General features: G+C 31.9%; 12 protein-coding genes. 9 read left to right on the top strand and 3 right to left on the bottom strand.

Annotated elements, in window-relative coordinates; translation table 11 throughout:
* Positions 1 to 20: 20 nt before the first annotated feature.
* The 3 genes from H526_RS0117245 to H526_RS0117235 form a co-directional block, all read right to left on the bottom strand.
* On the bottom strand, positions 21 to 1811 hold the full coding sequence (locus tag H526_RS0117245) for a type VI secretion system Vgr family protein (RefSeq protein ID WP_027394153.1): 1791 nt from the start codon (positions 1809 to 1811) through the stop codon (positions 21 to 23).
* A gap of 767 nt (positions 1812 to 2578) precedes the next feature.
* A complete protein-coding gene (locus H526_RS31035; protein ID WP_051336213.1) occupies positions 2579 to 5959 on the bottom strand; it encodes a starch-binding protein in 3381 nt (1126 codons plus the stop codon).
* Positions 5960 to 6379: 420 nt separating this feature from the next.
* Positions 6380 to 8710 carry an ATP-dependent helicase gene (locus tag H526_RS0117235; protein WP_027394152.1) on the bottom strand — a complete coding sequence of 777 codons (2331 nt, stop codon included), beginning with the start codon at positions 8708 to 8710 and terminating at the stop codon, positions 6380 to 6382.
* Positions 8711 to 8985: 275 nt separating this feature from the next.
* On the opposite strand from H526_RS0117235, the gene H526_RS0117230 reads away from it, so the two are divergent.
* From H526_RS0117230 to H526_RS29445, 9 genes are all read left to right on the top strand, one after another.
* On the top strand, positions 8986 to 9273 hold the full coding sequence (locus tag H526_RS0117230) for a hypothetical protein (RefSeq protein ID WP_035085904.1): 288 nt from the start codon (positions 8986 to 8988) through the stop codon (positions 9271 to 9273).
* A 189-nt stretch (positions 9274 to 9462) separates the two neighbouring features.
* Entirely contained in the window at positions 9463 to 11835 is a 2373-nt protein-coding gene (locus H526_RS0117225; protein WP_027394150.1) for a PKD domain-containing protein, read from the top strand.
* A gap of 134 nt (positions 11836 to 11969) precedes the next feature.
* Positions 11970 to 12506, top strand: coding sequence for a DsrE family protein (locus H526_RS0117220; RefSeq protein ID WP_027394149.1), 537 nt, complete (start codon positions 11970 to 11972; stop codon positions 12504 to 12506).
* 13 nt (positions 12507 to 12519) lie between these two features.
* Positions 12520 to 13803, top strand: a complete 1284-nt coding sequence (locus H526_RS0117215) for an amidohydrolase (protein WP_027394148.1) — start codon at positions 12520 to 12522, stop codon at positions 13801 to 13803.
* A 13-nt stretch (positions 13804 to 13816) separates the two neighbouring features.
* Positions 13817 to 15391, top strand: a complete 1575-nt coding sequence (locus tag H526_RS0117210; RefSeq protein ID WP_027394147.1) for an FMN-binding glutamate synthase family protein — start codon at positions 13817 to 13819, stop codon at positions 15389 to 15391.
* 13 nt (positions 15392 to 15404) lie between these two features.
* On the top strand, positions 15405 to 15923 hold the full coding sequence (locus H526_RS0117205) for a DUF7935 family protein (RefSeq protein ID WP_027394146.1): 519 nt from the start codon (positions 15405 to 15407) through the stop codon (positions 15921 to 15923).
* 79 nt (positions 15924 to 16002) lie between these two features.
* Positions 16003 to 16359, top strand: coding sequence for a bleomycin resistance protein (locus H526_RS0117200; RefSeq protein ID WP_027394145.1), 357 nt, complete (start codon positions 16003 to 16005; stop codon positions 16357 to 16359).
* 79 nt (positions 16360 to 16438) lie between these two features.
* On the top strand, positions 16439 to 17182 hold the full coding sequence (locus tag H526_RS0117195; protein ID WP_027394144.1) for a hypothetical protein: 744 nt from the start codon (positions 16439 to 16441) through the stop codon (positions 17180 to 17182).
* Positions 17179 to 17952 (top strand): hypothetical protein, encoded by a 774-nt coding sequence (locus tag H526_RS29445; RefSeq protein ID WP_051336211.1) that lies wholly within the window; start codon positions 17179 to 17181, stop codon positions 17950 to 17952. Before H526_RS0117195 ends, H526_RS29445 begins: the two co-directional genes overlap by 4 nt.
* Positions 17953 to 18055: the final 103 nt, after the last annotated feature.

The following is an 18055-nucleotide window of genomic DNA, read 5'->3' as shown; positions in this document are numbered from 1 at the left end:
TATGTGTTAAAAAAATACGTTTATCCTTTACTAATTTTTACATTTCCTCCGCCTTGAAAAGAAGCTGTTGCTCCACAAGCAATCTTCATATTTCTTTTACTCTGAATTTCTGCATTACCACTATTCTGAATTAAATCACCTCCTATAGTATTTTTCATTTTACTTTCTACTGTATTTGTATGATTAGAAGAAGAAGTATCAAAATTTCTTTCTGTATAAATTGTTGTATCTCTACCAATATTAAATGAAGCATCCTCTTTAACATTCATTTCAAAATTCTTTGCATTCAATGTCATGGTTTCCAATGCAGTGATGGTAATGTTATTATTTGCGGTATCAATATGAATTAGATTTTCATTCTTATCTTTTATAGTAATAAACTCCCCTTTATCAGTATCATTTAATTCAATGGTATGGCCACTTCGAGTTCTAATAGCTTTTACATTGTTTTTATCCGTTTTCCATCCTGATGGATTCTCAGATCCATTATACAATGCGCCCATGACAAAAGGCCTCTCTGCATTTCCTCCCTCAAAACCTATTAATACTTCTTCTCCTACCTCTGGAATAAAATGAAATCCTTTATCTCCTCCAGAATGCGGAGTCATTACACGAAGCCAAGGCGTGTAAACTCCCAGCGGTTTTTGCCAATTTAATTGTACTTTTATTCTACCTATTCCTTCTGGATCATCATTAGCGGTAACTGTAGCGACCTCAGTCTCACTTTTAGGTATCTTAAAGATATTTGTATTAGGATATACATCTTGATCTACTGCAATTCCTTCAAAAAGATTTATATACTTCCCATTTTCGGTTGCTGTATGCGTTATTTTGATAATTCTATAAACGCCTTGATCGTTATTTTTTTCTTTTATTTTTACTATTCTTCCTAAACTAACACCAGGATTATCACTTTTACCGGTAATAATTACCTGTTTAATTTCTTCTGCCTTTTTTTGTTCCTTTACTAAATTACCAAGTCTTTGTTTAGTTTGAGTATCATTATAAGTATTTAAAAATACTTGTGTTTTATGAGGGAACATTTCTTTGCTTTTATTCGAAGCAAATCCATTATGCCCATTAATAGAACTTGTAATTTCTGAAGTGCCAACTTCATGTTTCTCATTACTTAGATAATCATTAGTAAAAAAAGAATAACTATTAGATCTAGGCTGTAAACGTCTAGAAAATTCTTGAAGATCAAACCCATAAGTTAGTGCAACTTCTTCTGAATTTTGAGGTTCTCCAAATATTAAATTTTCGCCATCATAATAAAACCATTCTCCGTATTGAGCGGATAGCCTACTCGCAAATTGAAAACTACTTTCTCCTTGCTGCACACAATAATGCAATGGATTATTAAATCTTGTAGTTATTGTAGTATTTAATTTTGAACGATCATATTTCTGAAAAACATCCGTAAGAATGGATGTTAGGTTTTCGTCACTAAATGATGCATAATGAGGCCCATCATCTGTAAGTATAGAATTACTTTTAGCATTGATTAAAATAGAATCTCCCATGGATTGATGAAACCCATTGGTCACTTTTACTTCTGTAACAACGCCATTAAACTTTAATTCTTTATAAACATTAACGGAATCTAATGATGAAATAGAAATAATAATAGTTTGCCCTAAAAAATCATTGCTTTCATCCTCATAAAGATCAGAAACCTTTTCTAAAACATCTTTACGACATAAAATTTCTAGTGTATGATGATCGTCTATTTCTTGCTTAAGTGTAAGTTTCTTAAATGCTTTTATAGAAACTCCCCCAATAAAAATTTGGATATTAGATTGAAGTGCCATTGCTGAGTTTTAAGATTAATTTGTGTAACCAATTAAAGTAACAAGCTATTATTCTTATTAACTAAATGTATTCAATGACAATAAATTAGGTTTCGAAGAATAAACAATAGTTCTTTTTGGTTATTCCAAATTTAGAAAACAACACCTCTTAGATCAACCAGATATTCAGTGAAAATATACCCCTGAAAACCACTATGATTATCAACGGTTCGTTACTAAAAAAAATAAGGATTACCCGTAAAAAGATTAATTAGACTAAAAAAATAAATGAGAAATTATTTGATCCCAATCCAATAGAAAAGAAAAACTGGATATAAAATAGATTCATATCCAGTTGTTAAAAGTATGTAGTATACATTTTGTTTTGGGGTTTAAATTGGTAAAAGTCTATCTATGAATTGCATGACTACTAGCCGCTGGTAATTCTTGTAAAAACTTTCTTAATATACTCCAATTGATTTTTAATGAAATAAAATTTGTCATGATTTCCTTTTTTTAAATTAATAAACATTTTTCAACCGATATTTTTATTGCCCTATCAGTTGCTTAGTAATTTTCAAAACGCGTGCCAAACTTTTCCTAACTCAAACAAAACAAAAATAAACTACTGAAAAACAAATAATTACATCGTTAAAAAAATATTCCAAAATTACTTTACTAACTTAAAAAAAGTACTCATTTTAAAAACACACTTGATATTTAATCAAAAAAAAACCTGTTAAGGATATTCCCTAACAGGTTTCTATTTATTTCAATAAAATAATAATCTATTTAACCATTTTCATCACCTTCACATTCTTATTAGAAATTATCTTTAGAAGATAAATCCCTTTAGGAAGGTTTGCTGTATCCATGGTTATTGTATTTGTTTTGTTATCCTTGATAAGTGTAGTATTCGTATTCTTTCCTGCAAGGTTAAATATTTCTATACTAACACGATTATCATTCATATTTCCGGTAAAAGATAATGTCAAGGATTCAGTAAAAGGATTCGGCCAAGCTTTTACTAGCTGCAATGAGTCATTTCCCGGAACTTTATCGGAAAAAGAGCCTTTGATATCATCTACAGATGGACACTCATTGGGACAACTATCAAACCATTGATTATCATACCAACCATTACTAGTTCTAAATATGTCATTACTTTGTGATCCTCCATTATCATTAAAAACAATTCCTACTTCAACAGATTCATCAATTACATAAGAATACCAAGGGGATCCAATAATCTCATTCATCTCTACTCCGGGCCAAGCCGGAGCTCCAGATATCGAAGTATTTGCATTTTTATCATACAAATAAATAAAAGCAGTATTCCAAGAAGAAGGCTTTTTAAAATAAACATCAAATGAAGTATCAACAATTACTCCCGGACATTCTCCAGGACAGGTATCTGTCCAACTGCTATTATACCAACCATCTGTTCTTCTGACCAAATCATCCGTCTGAGATCCTCCGTTATCATTAAAAACAATACCAACCTCAACAGATTCTTCAATTGTATAAGAATACCAAGGAGAATCACTTAGTTGAGTCATTTGTATTCCTGGCCAAGCAGGAAACCCTGGAATTGCTGCATCCGCATTTCTATCATATAAATAAATATAACTTGTACTCCAATTATCAGGTTTTCTAAAATTAACCGTATATCCAGATACATCTTGGATAGTATAATTCTTACTAATTACTGCAGAACTTCCCGTACTATTTATAGCAATTGCATTTAATTCGGTAATTCCTACCTCAGATATTATAAAAGATCCATCGTACAAAGTACTTGTAACATCAGGAACTGATCCATCCAAGGTATAATATATAACTCCAGAATTAGTAGCATTCATACTAACTTGCACATTTCCAATAAATGTACCTGAGTCCGGAGAAACTGTCAACACTGGAGGTTGTGAAATAGTAGGGCATTCACTTGGACAACTATCAAACCATTGATTATCATACCAACCTTCTGTTACTCTTGTTAAATCGTCTGTTTGATCTCCACCATTATCATTAAAAACAATACCAACCTGTACATCCTGATCAATATTATAAGTAAGCCAAGGAGTACCTTCTACATTATTCATAATAACTCCAGGCCAAGCTGGAAATCCAGGTAGTGCATCTCCAGTATTTTGATTAAATAAATAAATATTTGCAGATGACCAACTAGATGGTTTTTTAAAATAGACATTAAACGGTTCTCCATCACCTATTACATAGTTACGTGTAATAACTTCTGATTCATTTCCTTCTGTATCGATAGCTATCGCTCTTATAATAGTCGTATTACTTATATCAAAAGATGAAGAATATAAAGTACTGGATGCGGTAGGATTAGAACCATCGGTAGTATAAAAAATAGATGTAGCCGAACCTGAAGCTGTTGTAGATCCATTCATTTCAACAGTTACAGTATCAGTATAAACTCCTGAAATTGGATTTACAGATAATGTAACAGAATCTGAAAGGTCAAAAGGCTCTCCAACCAAAACAATTCCAAAAGTTGTTCCAAAAGTTATAGTTCCGCCAGAGACTGTTGCCGTTGTATCAGAAAAATAATCCTTAAGTACAGTTCCATCTGGCCACATTCCGAAAACATTAAGTACTCCTTCGAAGTCATTATCTTGACCCTGGAATACTAATGCTTTATCATTTTGACCATTACGATTATATTCACGCTTAAAAATATAAGGAGCATCACTTAGTTTCTGATGTGAACCTCCACCGATGGAAATATGTTCTCTTCTAAACTTTCCTAATTTCCTCCAATGTAATAACATGGCATCATCTATAGAATCCCAATTCATATCAGAACGATAGCCAGCATCCACATATGTTGTAGCATTAAAAAACTGACGTCCCGATTCATCACCATAATAAATCTGCGCTCCACCTGGAGATAACAATAACTTTACAGCTCCTTCAAACATATTACCCGTGTAGAATTCACTAAAGTCATGAGATCTCAGATAGCTTATCATGTTGTACTCTCCGGGGGTACCAAAACCACCATCATTATTATTTAGTTTTGCAGCAAAAGAACTAAATATTTCTTCCTGACCTAAATCGGTATAAGCTTCTTTCGGAGAACGAAAATTAATCATACTATTGAATTTTCCTACGGTAAAATCATCTGGTAATTGATCTCCAACATTACCTATTATATTTACCCCAGAATGCTCTCCAGTCATGTAAAAATCTAAATCATCCAATTTTTTAGTTGGATTGTTTTGTTTCCATTCTTTTAACGCTGAAACAGCCTCATCTTTAAGCTCAGCCCAAGCATCAACACCTACATGTCTTTCGGTATCTACTCTAAATCCATCAATTCCATATTCTCTAACCCAATCGGTTAACCATTTTATTAAGTAATATCTCGGAGCTCTAGGTTTCCCTGTTCTAGCAAAATATGCATCCAATTCATCTATTTCTTGTTGCCTTCTGCCTTCTACATCCCACTTATCTAATAACCATTGCGGAAGATTAACTGTATTAAAGGATTCCGTTCTAATATCCGGTAAGCCAAAAAGAGGAGTTGTTAAATCATCACAAGGAAGCTCTCCATTCTCAGTTCCGCATTGTAATCGTACCCAATCTGAAGGATAATCTTCATCGACAAACTCTAACTGTCCATTTACACTCTTATATGTTCTATAGCCAGAATGATTCATTACAATATCTACCAATACTCTTATTCCGTGATCATGTGCCGTATCAATAAACTCTTCAAAATCTTCAGCACTTGTAAAATTAGGGTCAAAGGCTGTCCAATCATTTGTATGATATCCATGATATGGATAATCTCTGAATGCTGGATCATCTGCAGGTGGATTATTAAATCCATGTCTATTCTCTACAACTGGTGTAACCCAAATAGCACTAACTCCTAGCTCATCAAAATATCCTTCTTCAAGTTTTTGTGTAACTCCAGAAATATCTCCTCCATGGAAATCCAATTCATTGTTTCCACTATCCTGAAATCGATCAAAGTTAGAATCATTAGTAGTATCTCCGTTATTAAAACGATCTGTAATAAGGAAATAAACTGTAAGATTGTCCCAAGAAAATGGGAGATTTCTTTCTGACTGTGCACTACCTACTCTAGGTATACATAAGCACAATAATACCCCTAAATAGAGTAATTTTCTCATAATTAAGTTTGGTTTGTGTGTTAATAAAAGACGCTCTAGAAAACATCCCTTTTATAAGGGAATTACTCAAACGTTGTAATAAATATTTCTAAAAAAAAACGGGAAAATATAATTATCGAAGAATCGATTTTACACGAAAACGATTGAGTGTTGATATTTAATTCTTATAGAGTTAAAATTATGAAGAATGATTAAAAAATTAGCAAGGAATATAACAAATAATCTGTTTTGTTAACTCACAAACCTAGTTCTTAAAATTCTTTAATTATTGAAGTAAAGAATTAACAAATTATAAAAATAACAACATTAATAAACCAGTAAAAACAAGTTTTTAAGGATATCTAAAGACTATCTATAAGCTATTGACAATCAAATAAAAATCTTTTAATACTATAATTTTAAAAGACAAAAATGCGAGTATTAACTTATCACTTTTAACTTCGCAAATCTTAATAAAAGCTTTTTTATACCTCCATTCTCAAAATTAATTTCAGCTTTTTTATCTTGCCCTACTCCTTCTAATTGAAGAACCTTCCCTTTTCCAAAACGCATATGTTCTACAATAGTTCCCGGTACTAAATCTCCATCAAAAAGATTTGTTTTAGGAGTACTTGTTGTTCCATTAGACACAGGTCTTAGTTTTCGTAATTTACGTAGTTGTTCTTCTGATGGTTTATGAGAAACCGGAGGTGATCCAGAAACAGGTTTTTTAAGTCTTAATTTACTTTTATCAACTTCGCCAAAAATATCAGTATCCACTAAAGGTTTATAACGATAAGTATCGACTGGAGTGATATATTCTAAATATTGATCATCAATTTCTTCTATAAAACGGCTAGGTTCTGCATCTACTAATTTCCCCCATCGATAGCGAGATTGTGTATAAGTTAAATATGCCTGCTTCTCGGCTCTTGTAAGTGCTACATAAAACAGTCTTCTTTCCTCTTCTAACTCTGATCGGGTATTCATACTCATCCCAGAAGGAAATAAATCCTCTTCCATACCTACAATGTACACGTACGGAAACTCTAATCCTTTTGCTAAATGTATAGTCATTAAAGCTACTCTATCATCATCTCCAGTATCTTGATCTAAATCTGTAGCTAACGCTACATCCTCTAGAAACTCAGCCAAAGTTCCTGTCTCGTCAGCTAATTCTTTCTGTTCTTCAACAAAATCACGAATACCATTTAACAGTTCTTCTATATTTTCAATACGGGCAATTCCTTCAGGTGTACCGTCCTTTTTAAGTTCTTGTAGTAAACCAGTATTTTTAGCGACCATTTCAGATAACACAAAGGCATCGGAACTCTGATTAGTTACCTGAAAACTCTTGATCATATTCATAAAGTTTTCAAGTCTAGTTTTTGTACCACTGTTAATCTTAAGATTAATACGATCCAAATTTTCTATAACTTCAAAAATAGATCGATCATAATGATTGGCAGCTACTACCAGTTTATCCACAGTTGTAGCTCCTATTCCTCTTGCTGGGTAATTGATAACTCGCTTTAAAGCTTCTTCATCTTTTGGGTTGATAATCAACCTAAGATATGCTAAAACATCTTTAATCTCTTTTCTTTGGTAAAACGATAATCCCCCGTAAATTCTATATTTAATATCTCTTTTTCGAAGTGCATCTTCCATAGCCCTGGATTGTGCATTTGTTCGGTAAAGAATAGCAAATTGACCATTAGTCAGTTGATGCTGCATTTGATTTTCGAAAATAGAACTTGCTACATATCGACCTTCGTCCCCATCAGTCAACAACCTGTTTACTAATATTTTAGGACCAGGATCATTAGCTGTCCAAACAACTTTATCAAGTTTTGTTTTATTTTTGTCAATTATAGAATTTGCGGCTTCAACAATATTCTTTGTAGATCGATAATTTTGCTCCAATCTATACTGTTGTACATTATCATAATCCTTCTGGAAATTTAGAATATTATTAATATTTGCTCCACGAAAAGCATATATACTTTGAGCATCATCCCCTACTACACATATATTCTGAAATTTATCTGATAATGCTTTTACAATTAAGTATTGTGAATGATTTGTATCTTGGTACTCATCCACCAATATATATCTAAAACGATTCTGATATTTGGCTAGAACATCTGGAAAACGGTTTAATAATTCATTAGTCTTAAGTAATAAATCATCAAAATCCATAGCACCTGCTTTAAAGCATCGATCAACATAATGCTGATAGATTTCTCCCATTCGCGGTCTTTTTGCCATGGCATCTGCTTCCACTAATTCAGCATTCTGAAAATATGCTTTTACCGTGATCAAACTATTTTTATAAGAAGAAATACGAGACTGTACTTGTTTATATTTATAAATATCTTTATCCAATCCCATTTCTTTAATCACTGAAGAAATTAGTCTCTGAGAATCTTGCGTATCATAAATAGTAAAGTTAGATGGATATCCTAATTTATCAGCTTCTATTCTTAATATCTTAGCAAAAATAGAATGAAACGTTCCCATCCATAAATTCTTTGCCTCACTTGCACCAACAATATCAGCAATACGTTTCTTCATTTCCCGTGCTGCTTTGTTGGTAAAGGTTAGAGACAGTATATTAAATGAATCTACTCCTTGATTCATCAAATAAGCTATTCTAAAAGTAAGAACTCTCGTTTTTCCTGATCCAGCACCAGCAATCACAATCATAGGGCCATCTTTCTGCAGTACAGGAGCACGTTGTGCATCATTCAATCCAGCTAAATATTCTTCCAAGTTTTCTATGTTTTATAAGCCTCGAAATTTAAGTAAACTATCTATTTTATTGAACTAATATTAATGATACTTATAAACAAGTCATCAACGTCTTACCTAGATTGTCTCCAACCAAATTTAAATATCAAATGACACCTATTTCTTATAGTATTGATAATTTTTTAAGTAAAAAAATCGTTTAAATGCAGTTTTTGTAAGATAAAATACATATATTTAGCATAATTAATAATCTTAACAGATTATACAAACCCCAAAATTAACCTAATTTTTTTCCTATGTCCCCAAACATAAATCCCCAGCCTATAGAAAAAGAACAAATAAAGTTCCTAACATTTCCAAAAGAGGATGTCCTTAATAAAAGAAAAGATCAAATAGATAGAATTCTAGAATTACAAAGAGCACTATCGTTAGGAAATTTAGAGCGTCAAAAAGTAAGAATTGTATTTGTTGATAGTAAAGGTTTAAAAAAAGTAGAAACCACTATTTGGGGAATTACTGATAAGGAAGTAATTCTAAAACAAGCTACAATAATTCCTTTGGAAAGAATAATAAGTATCTCTTAAAAATTTTAAGTGTTATTGCCATGAAAGCTCTCAATATTTTCTTAATGATATATTGAGAGTTTTTATTTATCAATTTTCAAACAATAAACTCTTTTCAGAGATGTTATGTTGATTATTAATCAACGCATAACCATTTTACTAAAAAAACTAATAAACCTATACTAATTAATGATTTAAAGAAATCTAAAAATGATTAAAATCTACCTCAAAAGTTTCATCTCAACCCTTTTTATAATTAATACTTTTGCTACTTATGCGCAGCAAAATTCTTCACAATTAATTGCAGATAATGTGGAGGGTCTTATTAAAAATCTTACTACTAAATCAAGGTGTTTTTCTATTAGTTTACCTGCAAAAAATGCTTCTGTATCCTTAACAACTAAAGTAGAAGAGGTTCAAGATGATCAAACTACTTATATCGGAAGTATTGATAACGAAAAACTCTCCACTTTTACAATATATAAAACAAAAGATAAAATAGATGGGACTTTAGTGCTTAGAAATAATAAAACGGGGTATGAAATTTTCACGAATGATCTAGGAAAGGTATACATAAAAGAAGTTGATATTAATTCTCTAGTTTGTATAGACTTTGAAGCAATTAAAGAAGAAAATCAGTTAAACAAAAATGATACGTCTTCGAGAATGCCTCCTCAATTAGAAAGTCTTCCTGGAGCGTCAGGAATTATTTATTTAGATTTTGATGGAGAGGTCGTTTCTGGAACAAGTTGGGTAAGTGGAGGAACAATTAATGCGCAATCTCCAAATTTTTCTGATCAAAAAATAATAGATATTTGGAAAATAATGGCTGAAGATTTTAGTGCTTTCAACCTAAATGTAACTACTAGAAGAGATTTATATGATGCAGCTCCACAAAACAAAAGAATGATGTGTATTTTTACTCCTACTAATGACGCAGCGCCTGGTTCTGGTGGTGTAGCGTATTTAGGTTCTTTCTCTTCTACTAGGACTGATAATCCTTGTTGGGTATATAACTTATCTACAAGAGCCGCTGGAGAAACTGGATCACACGAAGTAGGACATACATTAAGACTAAGTCATGATGGTAGGCCTGGAGAAGAATATTATGCTGGTCACGGACAATGGTCTCCTATAATGGGATGGAGCGCCAGCAAACCAATAGGCCATTGGAGTATGGGAGAATATGATGATGCTACACAACAACAAGATGATATAGAAATTATCGCTGGATCACAAAATGGTATCGGTTTTAGAGAAGATGATCATAAAGATGTTCTAGCAGAAGCAACTCCTATTCTGGTAGATACGGATGGAAATGTCAGTGCTGATCAAAATTTTGGCTTTATTCATAATCGTACCGATAAGGACATCTTTTCTTTTGTAATTGAAACAGGAAATGTATCCTTCAATTTCAATCCCAGCCCAGACAACCCTAATCTTAATATACAAGCTCGTATTCTAAATGGTATTGGAGAAGAAATTGCTACTTCAGACCCTTCTGGTCTTAGTGCTAATATTGATTTAGATCTTACGTTTGGAACGTATTTTATAGAAATTGATGGTGTTGGCGAGGGTAATCTAAGTAATGGATATTCTGATTACTCTTCTATCGGTAATTATTATATATCTGGTAAATATATTCCGGGTGATAATAATCAACCACCAATAGCAAATTTTGAAGCAGCAACAAATTGTTCTACAGTTAATTTTAATAGCACCACAATAAATAATGTAAATACATATTCTTGGGATTTTGGAGATGGAAACACTTCTACAGAACAGAATCCAACTCATACTTATGCCAATAGTGGAACGTATAGTGTATCACTTACTACATCCAATAGTGCTGGTGAAGATACTAGACAAAGAGATGATTTTATTTCTATTAATATTCCGCAACAACCAATTGGCGAAAATCAAAGTATTTGTATTGGTGAATCCGCTTCTTTAACTGTTACCGGAAATAGTGAATTTGAATGGTATGATGCTCCAACTGGTGGAAATCTATTATATACAGGAGCAACGTATGAAGCTAATACTTTGCAAACAAGTCAAACGTATTATGTATCAGGGTCCTTTGATAACTGTACAACAAATACTAGAACGGAAATACAAGTAATTGTCGAGGAGAACCCACAACCTCCTACCCTTTCAATTCCGGACACCAAAAATCTAACAGTAGAATCAATATATGCACAATACCAATGGTATTTTAATGGTGTAATGATAACTGGAGCTAATGATTCTCAGTATAGACCCGATCAAATAGGAGATTATAGTGTAGAAGTTTTTAATGAAACTGGCTGTAATGCTATTTCATCAATATTCTCAGTAGATTTATCTCAATTAAATCTAAGTCAAGGATCCAGTGTTTTCAATTTTTATCCAAATCCTACAAGAGATATACTTATCATTGATGGACTAACTATTAACGAAAAAGATATAAGAATTGTAAATACATCTGGACAAGTCGTAATGAATACGATCATACAGCCTCAAGTAGATTTAACTAAATTATCTAGTGGACTTTATATGATTTTAATAAATAATAAATCTGTTGGTAAATTCGTGAAACTATAATAAAATTAAGCCAGCATCAAAAGCATATTTTTAAAATATAAAAATATGCTTTTTTGTTTCATAATGATCAAAAATGCATTTTAACTTTCCTTTAATAGATTTTTGAATATCTTTAGAAACCAAAATTACTAGGCTTGAAACACACATTTTTATTTCTCCTCGCTTTACTCCCTGGGATGCTTTTTTGTCAAAAAGAACCCATAAAAGGAACTATTATTACAAAATATGGTAAAACATACGATGTTAAGAACCCTGATTTTAAAACTGATCTCGCAAATGATTTAAAAGCAGTTTTTGATGTAGGGCGATCCTTTAATGATAGTACTAAAGTAAATCCTTTAATAAATACAGCTGCCAGATATCTTAACATGCATGTACATGCTGGAGTATCTGTAAAAAAACTTAAAGTTGCGTTAGTAATACATGGGAGTGCCGCTAATGATATATTAAATGATGAAAATTATAATTCGAAATTTGGTATCAATAATCCTAATACTGCTTTAATTTCTGCACTTGCAGAAAAAGGAGTTCAAGTTATTTTATGTGGGCAAACTGCGGCTCATAGAAACATTTCTAAATCTGATACACATCCAAAAGTAAAATTTTCGTTATCGGCAATGACTGCTTTAGTACAATTACAAAATAAAGATTTTAGACTCATTAATTTTTAACTCAACGTACTTTATGAAAAACAACATACTAATCGTCATACTTCTGTTATGTTGCGGTATACAGGCGCAAAAAATAGACCCTTCCATAAATTCTATGTCAGAAAAAGTAGAAAGTAAGGTGATAGAATGGCGAAGAGATTTTCATCAAAATCCAGAACTATCGAATAGAGAATTTGAAACAGCAAAAAAAATTGCAAAACATCTAAAAAGCCTTGGTATTGAAGTAACAGAAAATGTAGCTAAAACTGGAGTTGTAGGAATTCTAAAAGGTGGTAAAGAAGGAAAAGTCGTCGCTTTAAGAGCAGATATTGATGCATTACCTGTAACGGAAAGAGTAGAAGTCCCTTTTAAATCGACTGTAAAAACTACTTTTCTTGGTTCAGAGGTTGGTGTAAGTCATGCTTGTGGACACGATACGCATACTGCAATATTAATGGGAGTTGCAGAAGTTTTAAGTAAGAATAAAGAAAAAATAAGTGGTACTGTTAAATTTATTTTTCAACCAGCAGAAGAAGGTCCACCACCAGGAGAAGAAGGTGGTGCTAAATTAATGATCAAAGAAGGGGTTCTTAAAAACCCGGATGTAGATGCGATCTTTGGACTTCACATAAATTCAGGAACACCAGTAGGAATGATACGATACAAACCAGGTGGAACCATGGCTGCTGTAGAGCGTTTTGTAATCGATGTAAAAGGAAAACAAACTCATGGATCTGCTCCATGGACAGGAGTTGATCCTATTTTAATTTCTGCAAAAATTATTGACGGTTTACAAACTATTATTAGTAGAGAATCTCCTTTAGTAGATGAAGCAGCAGTTATAACAGTAGGAAAAATAACTAGTGGTGTACGATTTAATATTATACCAGAAAGTGCAGAAATGATTGGTACAGTAAGAACACTTGACCCAAGAATGCGTCAAATGATTATACGTCGTATGAATGAGATGGTTCCTGCTATTGCTAAAGCGTATGGTGGAGAAGCAACCATAACTTTTCAGAACAATACTTCTATCACTTATAATGATCCCGCTCTTGTAGCAAAAATGTTGCCTACCATAGAAGGAATTGCTGGAAAAGAAAATGTAATTTTATCAAAAGCTACTACTGGAGGAGAAGACTTTTCGTATTTTCAAGAAGTGGTACCTGGTTTTTACTTCTTCTTAGGAGGAAAATCACCAGATGAAAAAAAAGCGGCTTCGCACCATACACCTGATTTTTATATTGATGAAAGTGGTTTATTACTAGGTGTAAAAGTGATGTCGCAATTAACATTAGATTATTTAAATGCTCAATAATTTTAATTACTAAATGGATACTGTATTAGATTTTATTAGTTCTATATCTTGGTGGATGTGGATTTTAATCGCTCTTATATTCATTGCGATTAGAGATATATTCTTTAACAAAAAACATACGGTTAGTCATAATTTCCCTATCGTTGGACACCTTAGATACCTTCTGGAAAGTATCGGGCCAGAAATGAGACAATACTTTGTAGCTAATAATAGAGAAGAACTTCCTTTTAATAGAATTGAAAGAGGATGGGTATATGCTTCATCTAAAAATGAAAACAACTATGAAGGGTTTGGTACTGATCGAGATATTTATCAGCATCAACATATTTTTATAAAAAATTGTATGATTCCTTTTCAGATGAATACGGATCATCCTAATAAGCTTGATAAAACCTTTTTACCTTGTGCAAAGGTAATGGGAGCATATAATCAACGTAAAAAACCATATCGCCCCGCATCTGCAATCAATGTCTCAGCGATGAGTTATGGTTCATTATCCGCTCGTGCTATTGATTCTCTTAATAATGGAGTAAAAAAGGCAGGTGCTTATCATAATACGGGAGAAGGTGGATTATCACCATATCATAGTAATGGTGGGGATGTTGTTTTTCATTTTGGCACAGGGTATTTTGGTGTTCGTACAGAGGATGGAAACTTTTCTATGGAAAAAATGAAAACTTTAGTTGAAAAAAATCCATTTATAAAAGCCATCGAAATTAAACTTTCTCAAGGAGCTAAACCCGGTAAAGGTGGTGTACTCCCAGGTGCAAAAATCACATCAGAAATTGCTAAAATTAGAGGGGTAGAAATAGGTAAAGATGTCTTATCACCTTCCACTCATAAAGCTTTTAAAGATGTTCCAGAATTATTACAATTGATTGAGGATATAGCTTCAGAAACGGGATTACCTGTTGGGATCAAAGCCGCAATTGGTAAAACTGAACAATGGGAACTACTTGCGGAGTTAATGGTAAAATCTAATAGAGGCCCCGATTTTATTACAATTGATGGTGGCGAAGGAGGAACAGGTGCTGCTCCCCCAAGTTTTGCTGATCACGTATCGCTACCTTGGATTTATGGTTTTAGTGCTATTTATAAAATATTTCAAAAACACAATCTAACAGATAGAGTAGTTTTTATCGGTAGTGGTAAATTAGGTTTTCCTGCAAAAGCTGCCATGGCTTTTGCAATGGGGGCAGATTGTATTAATGTAGCTAGAGAAGCAATGATGAGTATCGGTTGTATACAAGCGCAAATTTGTCATACCAATAAATGTCCTGCTGGAATTGCCACACAAAGTAAGTGGTTACAAAAAGGAATAAACGTACCTCTTAAATCTGATCGACTGGCGCAATATTTTAAATCGTTTCGGAAAGAACTAATAGAAATAACCCACGCGGCTGGATATGAACATCCTTCTCAATTTACAATGAAAGACATTGATGTAAATGTAGATGATGGTGAGCTCACAAAAACCTTAGAACAATCTTTTAAGTATAGCAAAACCCCTGTAGAATTTACTTGTACTCAAGATTTAAAAGATTGCGCTCATCTTGGAGGAAATTATAAAGAAATAACTAACAAATAGTAAAACAATATACATGAATCTCGAAATCATTCCATTACTAATCTCACTAATACCTTCTCTCTTTATTACGATACTTGCACTCTTTTATTTCAAAACGCATACAGATAATGAAGAAAAGCGAAGACGGTTTTTATTACATCAAGAAAATCAAAAACAAGCACTTCCTTTAAGATTACAGGCTTATGAGCGCATGGCTTTATTTTTAGAAAGAATTTCTCCTGGTAAGCTATTACTAAGAACGGCTCCTATAGATGATGATAAAAAAAGTTATGAATCATTATTGGTAAATACAATTGAACAAGAATTTGACCATAATCTTACCCAGCAGATTTACATATCCGATGAATGTTGGAATATCGTAAAAGCTGCTAAAAATGGAACTATTGCTTTAATTAGAAAGACAGTAATGAAAGAAGAAATAGACTCTGCTAATAAAATGAGAGAATTTATCCTAACAGAGATCATAGAAAAAGGTTCGCCTAGTGATACCGCTTTATCTGCTATTAAAACTGAAGTTGAAGACTTATTTTAATCGTATTTAGAATTTCACATATAATCAATATCCTATTGACCTGAAACAAATAAAATCATATATATAAAACATTAAAATTATGTTGACTGATATTAATCCCAAGCTACCAATTAGAAATAAAAATGTTACTAAAGGTTTCTATATTGATAAATTAGGGTTTAAAGAGTTTGGGAATACTAATTTTAATGAATATTTAATGATCGAAAAAGATGAAATTCAAATTCATTTTTTTGAGTTTAAAAAAATCGATCCTAAAAAAAATTATGGACAAGTTTATATTAGAACTAATAACATAGAACAACTATATCAGACTTTATTAAGTAATAATGTAAGTATCCACCCGAATGGAAAATTAGAACCTAAACCTTGGGGACAGAAAGAGTTTTCTTTACTTGATCCAGATAGTAACCTTCTTACATTCGGTCAAGCTATTTAAAAAAAACGAATAAATAATGGCATATTATTATCTCTTCCCTTGTTGTAACTGTATTTTATATTATTGAAGTTATTTTTAAATGGATTTGAAATTATATATACCAAAAATTGTCATTCTTTTTATTGGGCTATTCATGTTTTCACTTTCCAGTTCAATGGTAAGCATAACCGGTCCATCTACTATTGAATCTAGTATTATACCAATTTCAATTAATCAGAAAGGGGAAATACTATGTAAAACACGTTTTTCAAAAAATGAAATGGGGGCTTATAGTCCAATGGAAATTCAATATGGATTTTGTATTATCACAAAGGATACAATTAATGAATTCATAACTAAAACCCTACTCCCTACTCCCGAATCATCATATTTTAAGCAAAAGGATTATTGGGATATCATCTTTAAATCAAAAACAAACCAACAACAACTGGACGAAATAAATAAAATAATACTAAAAAATAAATATAGCTTTTCATTAACGGATCTAAATATCTTTAAAATCAATAAAGTACTTTCTATTTCTAAATTTGAAAAGAATAAAAATACTTCGCTAAAAAACAACAAACAGAAAGGATTGAAGGGTGCAAAGAGTAAAGAATATTTTAGTGATAAAAAAATACGGGTATTGTATGATTTTGGCAACATAGTAATTCTTGAGAATGATAATAATATTGATCAAAACGAATTAGAATTGGGTGCTAATTTTGACTATCATAATTCTTCAAACATTACTACAGATAATAATGGTAACAATATAAGTTTAGGATTTGATATTAGTCAAGTAACGGGTATATTGATCATTAATAATATAAATCCAAAATGAAAGAAACTCTTTTAGGAATATTGATTATTATACATCTTGGATGTAAAGGGCAAAACAAGGAACAAGTTTTACATAAAGAGACTCACAAAACAACTAGAGCTTCTTATCAACAAAAAACCAAATACATACAAACATTAAAAGAACTAAAATTAGCAACTGATTCGTCCAAAAGTTATGAATCAATAAAAAGCAGCATACAAGCTAAAAAGCTAGATTACAAGGGATCATCAACTGATTCCTTATCTAATTTATTCACAATTTCTTTAGTAAATCGAATAATCCCATTTTGGGAAGGTACAGAATGGTCTTTTGAAGGACATACATCCGTCCCGAAGAAAGGGAAAATCGCTTGCGGGTATTTTGTTTCAACAACTCTAAAACATATTGGTGTAAATATCAATAGGTATAAACTAGCTCAACAAAGCCCAATTAATGAAGCACAAAGTTTAGGAGTGGAATCTAAAGTCTTGAAAATTTCAGAAAATTCTATTGATCAAAATATCTCTAAAATTAACTCGACTCTAACAGAAGGAATTCATTTTATTGGATTTGATACTAGTCATGTTGGATATATTCTAAAAACAAAAGATCAACTATATCTAATTCATTCAAATTACATTGATTCTAAAGGAGTAGAAATAGAAAGAATTGAAGATTCAGATGTTTTTGCTTCTTATTCCGTTTATTACATTTCTGAACTTAGCACCAATAAACATCTTTTAAAAAATTGGATACAAGAAACTGAAATTCAAGTAATCAGTGCAAAATAAAATCCAATAAGAAAGCACATAAAAATAAAAAAAGCACTCCTAACTTAATCACGCTATAAAAAGATGATCTTTTTTTCAATCTTGATACGTTTATAAATACTAA

This window comes from Aquimarina latercula DSM 2041 (assembly GCF_000430645.1).
Classification (GTDB): domain Bacteria; phylum Bacteroidota; class Bacteroidia; order Flavobacteriales; family Flavobacteriaceae; genus Aquimarina; species Aquimarina latercula.
Note: the sequence above shows the minus strand (reverse complement) of the source record. Positions and strands in the feature narration are given on the sequence as shown.